This window comes from Kitasatospora sp. NPDC001225, from assembly GCF_053597855.1.
The window spans coordinates 20,798-28,073 of the sequence record NZ_JBSFJC010000108.1; the positions used below are offsets into that span (position 1 = coordinate 20,798).

A 7,276-nucleotide genomic window follows, 5' to 3' on the forward strand; every position below is an offset into this window, starting at 1 on the left:
GCAAGCGGAAGGGCGCCGCACCCGGGGGTGCGACGCCCTTCGACTGCCGGGCCGTCACCCGGCGGCCCGCCCGGACCGGGCGGAGGTCGCGCGGAGTGCCGCGATCCGGCCCGGGCGCTGCTGCGGATCAGCCCAAGGAAGCTCGCAGGAAGGCGAGTTCGGCCTGGGCCAGCTGCTCCAGCAGCCCGCCCGGGGTCATGTGGGTGGCGCCGGGCAGCGGCAGCACGTTGTGCGGGCGGCCGGCCCGGGTGAGCGCCTGGGAGAGCAGCAGGGTGTGCGAGGGGTGGACGTTGTCGTCGGCCAGCCCGTGGATCAGCAGCAGCGGCCTGCTCAGGCCGGGCGCGTCGGGGAGCAGGCAGTCGTCGGCGTAGCCCTCCGGGTTCTCCTGCGGCAGGCCGAGGTAGCGCTCGGTGTACGCGGTGTCGTAGAGCCGGAAGTCGGTGGGCGGGGCGCCCGCGCAGGCGGCGTGGAAGACGTCCGGTCGGCGCAGCACGGCGAGCGCCGCGAAGTAGCCGCCGTACGACCAGCCGCGCACGCCGACCCGGCCGAGGTCGAGGTCCGGGTGCCGCTCGGCGAGCGCGTGCAGCGCGTCGACCTGGTCGTCCAGCGCCACCTGGGACATCCGCCGGAAGATGGTGCGGGAGAAGTCCGGGGAGACGAACGGGGTGCCGCCGTTGTCGACGGTGACCACCGCGAAGCCCTGGTCGGCCCACCACTGCTTGAGCTGCCAGCGGCGCGGCTCGGCGGCCACCGCCTGGTAGCCGGGCCCGCCGTAGACGTCCAGCAGGACGGGCAGCCGGGTGCCGGGGACGTGGCCGCGCGGGTACACCACGGCGCTGGGCAGGGCGCGTTCGGTGACCCGGGCGAGCTGCGGCTCCACCCGGTGGGGCAGCGGCTCGCCGAGGTCGGTGAGCGCCAGCTCGTGGCCGTCGCGGCTGATGACGCGCCGGACGCCGTCGGCGGTGGCCGAGGTGAGCAGCAGGGTGTCGGCGGCGGCGAGCGCCGAGTGCAGGCCGGGGCCGGAGGCGAGCGGCTCGGGTGCGCCGCCGTCCGGGTCGACCAGGTGGACGTACTGGTCGAACGGGTCGCCCTCGCCGGTCTCGCAGAGCAGCCGGCCGTGCAGTCGGCCGACGACCCGGCGGATCTGCAGGCCGGTGGTGTCCAGCGGCTTGCCGTCGAGCGCGAGGCCGCGGGCCTGCGGGGTGTCGTGGACGGTGAGCAGCCGGCCGTCGGCCAGCCGGGCGGGGGTGCCGGGCAGGTCGTCCACCCAGAACTCGTCGGTGGTGCGGGAGAGTTCGGCGGTGTCACCGGTGGCCGGGTCGGCGCTCAGCAGCAGCACGTTCTGCTGCAGGCGGTCGGCGACGGTGAGCAGCACCTCCTCGGTGGAGGCCCAGGAGGCGGCGCAGAGGTACGGGAACTCCTCGGTGTCCCAGCGCAGTCGGACCCGGGTGCCGTCGAGGCCGAGCACCCAGAGCTGGACGTCCGCGTTGGGGCCGCCGGCCTGCGGGTAGGCGAAGTCCTCGGGGGCCTCGCCGGGGTGCGCCGGGTCGGCGAAGTACCGCCGGGGGACGGCGGATTCGTCGACCCGGGCGGCCAGCAGCGCGCCGCCGTCCGGGCGCCACCAGTGGCCCCGGTGGCGGCCGAGCTCCTCGGCGGCGGCGAACTCGGCGACGCCCCAGCGGGCGCCGTCGGCGGGGGAGAGCGGTTCGAGGCCGGGGGTGACGTACAGGGCGTCCTCGGCGACGTAGGCGACGCGCTGTCCGGTGGCGTCCGGCCGGGGGTCGAACGCGGGCCCGGCGACCGGGAGTTCGTCGCTGGTGCCGGCGGTGGTGTCGGTGCGGAACAGCCGACCGTCCAGGGTGAAGACGGCGGTGGCGAGGTCGGCGGTGGCGGCGTACGTGCCGATCCCGGCGGCGACCAGCCGGCTGCGCTCGCGCAGCCGGCGCTCGACCACGGGCAGGTCGTCGCGCCGGCCGGTGCGGCCGGGCAGCAGCGCGGCCGGGTCGGCGACCAGCCGCTCCTCGCCGGTGGCGGTGTCGAGCAGGTGGAGGCGGTCGACCGGATCCTCCGGACCGCTGGAGCGGAGGAGCAGCAGCCGGGTACCGTCCTCGGCGAAGGTGTACGCACGCGGCGCGCCGAAGGTGAACCGACCGGTACGGGCGCTGAGGGCAAGGAAGGCGTCGGTGATGGTCACGGCCCGATGGTGGTCGCGCGGTGCGTGTCCCGACCAGTAGTCTGTCATGTGAAATGTCACACACCAGTGTGCGCCAGTGAGCGGAGGAAACCGTGATCGAGGACCTGCGGACCGTCGAACCCCCGGCGCCACTGCCCGCCGCCGACGGGCTGTTCAGCGTGTCGCCGCGGACCGCGCACCTGAACCACGGCTCCTTCGGCGCCGTACCCGTCCCCGTCCAGCGGGCGCAGGACCGGCTGCGCACCGAGCACGAGCAGGACCCGGACGGCTTCTTCGCCGACCTCCCGGCCCGGATCGCCGCCGCCCGCGCCCTGATCGCCGCCGAACTCGACACCGACCCGGACCGGCTCGCGCTCGTCTCCAACGTCACCGAGGCGGTCGCGATCGCCCTGGACAGCATCCCGTTCGCGCCCGGCGACCGGATCCTGGTCACCGACCACGGCTACGGCGCGGTGACCCAGGCCGCCGCCCGCAAGGCCGCCGAGACCGGCGCCGAACTCGTGGTGGCCCCCGTCCCGCTGGACGCCCCCGACGAGCAGGCCGTCCGGGAGGCGGTGCTCGCCGCCGTGGACGGCCGCACCACCGTCGCCGTCCTGGACCAGCTGACCTCGCCCACCGCCCGCCTGGTCGCCGGCCCGGCCCTGCTCGCCGACCTGCGCGCCCGCGGCGTGACCACCGTGGTGGACGGCGCCCACGCCCCCGGCATGCTGCCCGCCCCGATCGACCCGAACGCCGACTTCTGGTTCGGCAACCTGCACAAGTGGGCCTTCGCCCCGCGCGCCACCGGGGTGCTCGCCGTCCGCCCCGAGTGGACCGGCCGGGTGCGCCCGCTGGCACTGTCCTGGGAGCACGACAAGGGCTTCCCGGGCAACGTCGAGTGGCGCGGCACCTGCGACTACACGCCCTGGCTGGCCGCCCCGGCCGGCTTCGAGCTGCTGCGCGGCCTCGGCCACCCGGCGGTGGCCGCCCACAACACCGCCCTCGCCGCGTACGGCCGCCATGCGCTGACCGAGCGGGCCGGCCTGGCGCCGCTGCCCGCGACGCCCGGGGTGTGGATGCGCACCGTCCGGCTGCCGGCCGGGTACGGCGAGACCGAGCTGCAGGTGAAGGCGCTGATGGCCGAGGTGTGGCACCGGTTCGGCACCCGGATCGCCGTCCGCCCCTGGGCCGGCGGCGGGGTGCTGCGGGTCAGCGCGCAGCTGTACAACCGGCCGGAGGAGTACGAGCGGCTGGCGGACGGGCTGGCGGAGCTGCTGAAGGGCTAGGCGCGGCGGTCCTCCCCGGGCCGGTCCGGTCTTTCCCGGGCTTCCCCGGGTCGGTCCGGGCCTGCCTGGGCCGGTCCGTCCGGGCTTTCCTGGGTCGGCCCGGGGTCAGACCTCCAGCGCGAGTGCGATCTGGGTGAGCCGGTGGCGGGCCATCGCAAGGTTGGAGCGGCTGCGGTGGAGCGCGAGGAAGAGGAAGAGTCCGCGTGCGCCGGGCGCCGTGAGCGGCCGGATCAGGTGGTACTGGTGGGTCAGCGTGGTCAGGATGTCCTCGATCTCGACGTCGTGCAGGTTGAGCATCTCCATCGTGCGCATCTTGGCGCGGACCACGTCGGTGTTGCCCGCCGCGGCGACGTTCAGGTCCAGCTCGGCGCCGTCCCCCAGGGTGCCGAGGGCCATGCCGCTGCCGCAGTCGACCAGGGCGACGCCGATCGCGCCCTCGATCGCCATGGACTCCTTGAGGGACGTCTCCAGGTTCGCCATCGTGGCGGTCCTCCCGTGTCGTGGTGGCTCGGACGACGACGGTAGGGAGCCGTCACCGGCCTCCACCAGGAATGACCGGAGACGATCGGGCCTGACTCCGTCCCGATCACTTGAAGACATTTGCAACTATGGATCTGAGAGGGAACTGATCCCGGGAGTGTGCCGAGGGAGTGAATCCGTCGCACGGAAAAACGGTGCTATCGATGTCAGTCCACCCGGGTAACCTCTCGCTGAGATGCGAGATCACACCAATCACACCCGGACGGCGATGAACACCCCCGATCCAGAGCCCCAGGACGACCAGGAGCTCAGCCCCGCCGAGGCGTACGCGGCCAGCCGTCGCCGGGCGCAGGAGCAGGCCACCGCCCTGTACGGCTTCCAGCAGCTGTACGACTTCCCGCTGGACGACTTCCAGCTGGAGGCCTGCGAGACGCTGGAGGCCGGCTCCGGCGTCCTCGTCGCCGCCCCCACCGGCTCCGGGAAGACGATCGTCGGCGAGTTCGCCGTGCACCTGGCCCTGGCCGCGGGCCGCAAGTGCTTCTACACCACGCCGATCAAGGCGCTCTCCAACCAGAAGTACGGCGACCTGGTCAAGCGCTACGGCGCCGCCAAGGTCGGCCTGCTCACCGGCGACAACACCGTCAACGGCGACGCACCCGTGGTGGTGATGACCACCGAGGTGCTGCGCAACATGCTCTACGCGGGCTCCAGCACCCTCGACGGCCTCGGCTACGTCGTGATGGACGAGGTGCACTACCTCGCCGACCGCTTCCGCGGCGCCGTCTGGGAGGAGGTCATCATCCACCTCCCCGAGTCGGTCACCCTCGTCTCGCTCTCCGCGACCGTCTCCAACGCCGAGGAGTTCGGCGACTGGCTGGACACCGTGCGCGGCGGCACCAAGGTGATCGTCTCCGAGACCCGCCCCGTGCCGCTGTGGCAGCACGTGATGGCCGGCAACCGGATGTACGACCTGTTCGCCGACCCGGACCGCGACGGCCGCCCCAAGCACAGCCTGAAGAACCCCGGCAAGGCCGTCAACCCCGAACTGGTCCGGCTCGCCCGCTCCGAACTCGACCGCAACCCGCGCGACCGCTTCGGCCGCGGCCGGGGCCGCTCGATGCCCAACGGCCGTCCCGGCCGGGTCTGGACGCCGGGCCGGGTGGACGTCATCGACCGGCTCGACGCCGAGGGCCTGCTGCCCGCGATCACCTTCATCTTCAGCCGGGCCGGCTGCGAGGCCGCCGTCCAGCAGTGCCTCAGCTCCGGCCTGCGGCTCAACAAGGACTCCGACCGCGCCCTCGTCCGGGCGTTCGTCGAGGAGCGCTGCGCCGACATCCCCGACGAGGACCTGCACGTCCTCGGCTACTTCGAGTGGCTGGACGGGCTGGAGCGCGGCATCGCCGCCCACCACGCCGGGATGCTGCCCCGGTTCAAGGAGGTGGTCGAGGAGCTCTTCGTGAAGGGCCTGGTCAAGGCCGTCTTCGCGACCGAGACCCTGGCGCTCGGCATCAACATGCCCGCCCGCTCGGTGGTCATGGAGAAGCTGGTCAAGTGGAACGGCGAGACCCACGCCGACATCACCCCCGGCGAGTACACCCAGCTCACCGGCCGGGCCGGGCGGCGCGGCATCGACATCGAGGGCCACGCCGTGGTCCTCTGGCAGCGCGGCCTCGACCCGGAGGCGCTGGCCGGCCTGGCCGGCACCCGCACCTACCCGCTGAAGTCCTCGTTCCGGCCCTCGTACAACATGGCCGTCAACCTGGTCTCCCAGTTCGGCCGGCACCGCTCGCGCGAGCTGCTGGAGACGTCCTTCGCCCAGTTCCAGGCGGACCGCTCGGTGGTCGGCATCGCCCGCCAGGTGCAGCGCAACGAGGAGGGGCTGGAGGGCTACCGCGAGTCGATGACCTGCCACCTCGGCGACTTCGACGCGTACATGGAGCTGCGCCGCAAGCTCAAGGACCGCGAGAACGAGATGGCCCGCGAGGGCAGCAGCCAGCGCCGCGCGGCCGCCGTCGAGTCCATCGAGCAGCTCAAGCCGGGCGACGTCATCCACGTGCCCACCGGCAAGTTCGCCGGCCTCGCCCTGGTCCTCGACCCGGGCCTGCCGCCGGTCAACCGCTCCGGCCGGGGCGGCCCGCGCCACCCCGACTACCAGGACGGCCCGCGCCCGGTGGTGCTCACCGCCGAGCGGCAGGTCAAGCGGCTCGCCATGATCGACTTCCCGCACCCGGTCGTCGCCGTCGACCGGCTGCGCATCCCCAAGTCCTTCAACCCGCGCAGCCCGCAGTCCCGGCGCGACCTCGCCTCGGCGCTGCGCACCAAGGCCGGCCACCTGGAGCCCGAGCGGTTCCGGCGCGGCCGCGCGGCCGCCGCCGACGACCCGGAGATCACCCGGCTGCGCACCGAACTGCGCCAGCACCCCTGCCACGGCTGCTCCGACCGCGAGGACCACGCCCGCTGGGCCGAGCGCTACCACCGGCTGCACCGCGACACCGAACTGCTGGAACGCCGGATGCGCTCGCGCACCCACACCATCGCCCGCACCTTCGACCGGGTCTGCGGGCTGCTCACCGACCTCGGCTACCTCAGCGGGGACACCGTCACCGACGACGGCAAGCGGCTCGGCCGGCTCTACGGCGAACTCGACCTGCTCGCCTCCGAGTGCATCCGCGAAGGCGTCTGGAGCGGCCTGGCCGCCGCCGAACTCGCCGCCTGCGCCTCGGCGCTGGTGTACGAGGCCCGCCAGGCCGACGACGCCGGCGCCCCCCGGGTGCCGGAGGGCGCGGCCAAGGAGGCGCTCGGCAAGATGGTCCGGATCTGGGGCCACCTGGACGCCCTGGAGGAGCAGCACCGGATCAACACCGCCGAGGGCGTCGGCCAGCGCGAGCCCGACCTGGGCTTCGCCTGGGTCGCCTACCGCTGGGCGCTCGGCCACAACCTCGACCAGGTCCTGCGCGACGCCGACATGCCGGCCGGCGACTTCGTCCGCTGGACCAAGCAGCTGATCGACGTCCTGGGCCAGATCCAGGACGCCGCCGGCGAGGACGTCGAACTCCGCAAGACCGCCCGCAAGGCCGTCGACGGCCTCCGCCGCGGCATCATCGCCTACTCCTCCGTCGGCTGACCGCAGCACCCCCGCAAGGGCCCGCCCGCTCACCCACCCGAGCGCGCGGGCTCTTCCGCATCCCCGCCGACGAAGGGAACGGGAAGCCGCTGCCGCCTCACGGCCCCGGCGCCTCCCCAAGGATCAATTCGGGTGGGATGCCGCCAGGCCTGCGGCCTTGGCGGCCTTCCAACGATCAGAAAATCAAACGACAGAACTCCCTTACCATAAAAA

At 73.6% G+C, this 7,276-nt stretch carries 4 protein-coding genes; 2 read left to right on the plus strand and 2 right to left on the minus strand.

Going from position 1 to position 7,276, the window contains the following annotated elements; all coding sequences use genetic code 11:
- Positions 1-127: 127 nt before the first annotated feature.
- The gene (locus ACWDCZ_RS29440; protein WP_449817404.1) at positions 128-2,194 is read right to left on the minus strand and encodes a prolyl oligopeptidase family serine peptidase; all 2,067 of its coding nucleotides are present in this window, start codon (positions 2,192-2,194) and stop codon (positions 128-130) included.
- A gap of 92 nt (positions 2,195-2,286) precedes the next feature.
- Here ACWDCZ_RS29440 and ACWDCZ_RS29445 point away from each other — a divergent pair, with 92 nt between their 5' ends.
- Complete coding sequence (locus tag ACWDCZ_RS29445) at positions 2,287-3,459, plus strand: aminotransferase class V-fold PLP-dependent enzyme (protein ID WP_449817405.1); 1,173 nt, start codon at positions 2,287-2,289, stop codon at positions 3,457-3,459.
- 105 nt (positions 3,460-3,564) lie between these two features.
- Here ACWDCZ_RS29445 and ACWDCZ_RS29450 read toward each other — a convergent pair whose 3' ends face one another.
- Entirely contained in the window at positions 3,565-3,939 is a 375-nt protein-coding gene (locus ACWDCZ_RS29450) for a hypothetical protein (protein WP_117487195.1), read from the minus strand.
- Between the two features lie 268 nt (positions 3,940-4,207).
- Between ACWDCZ_RS29450 and ACWDCZ_RS29455 the strand changes: the two genes are divergently transcribed.
- On the plus strand, positions 4,208-7,063 hold the full coding sequence (locus ACWDCZ_RS29455) for a DEAD/DEAH box helicase (RefSeq protein ID WP_375876071.1): 2,856 nt from the start codon (positions 4,208-4,210) through the stop codon (positions 7,061-7,063).
- Positions 7,064-7,276: the final 213 nt, after the last annotated feature.

Bases quoted from the DNA above. Each gene is read 5' to 3' on its own strand.
- ACWDCZ_RS29450 (WP_117487195.1), bottom strand. From the start codon at position 3,939: ATGGCGAACCTGGAGACGTCCCTCAAGGAGTCCATGGCGATCGAGGGC.
- ACWDCZ_RS29455 (WP_375876071.1), top strand. From the start codon at position 4,208: ATGAACACCCCCGATCCAGAGCCCCAGGACGACCAGGAGCTCAGCCCC.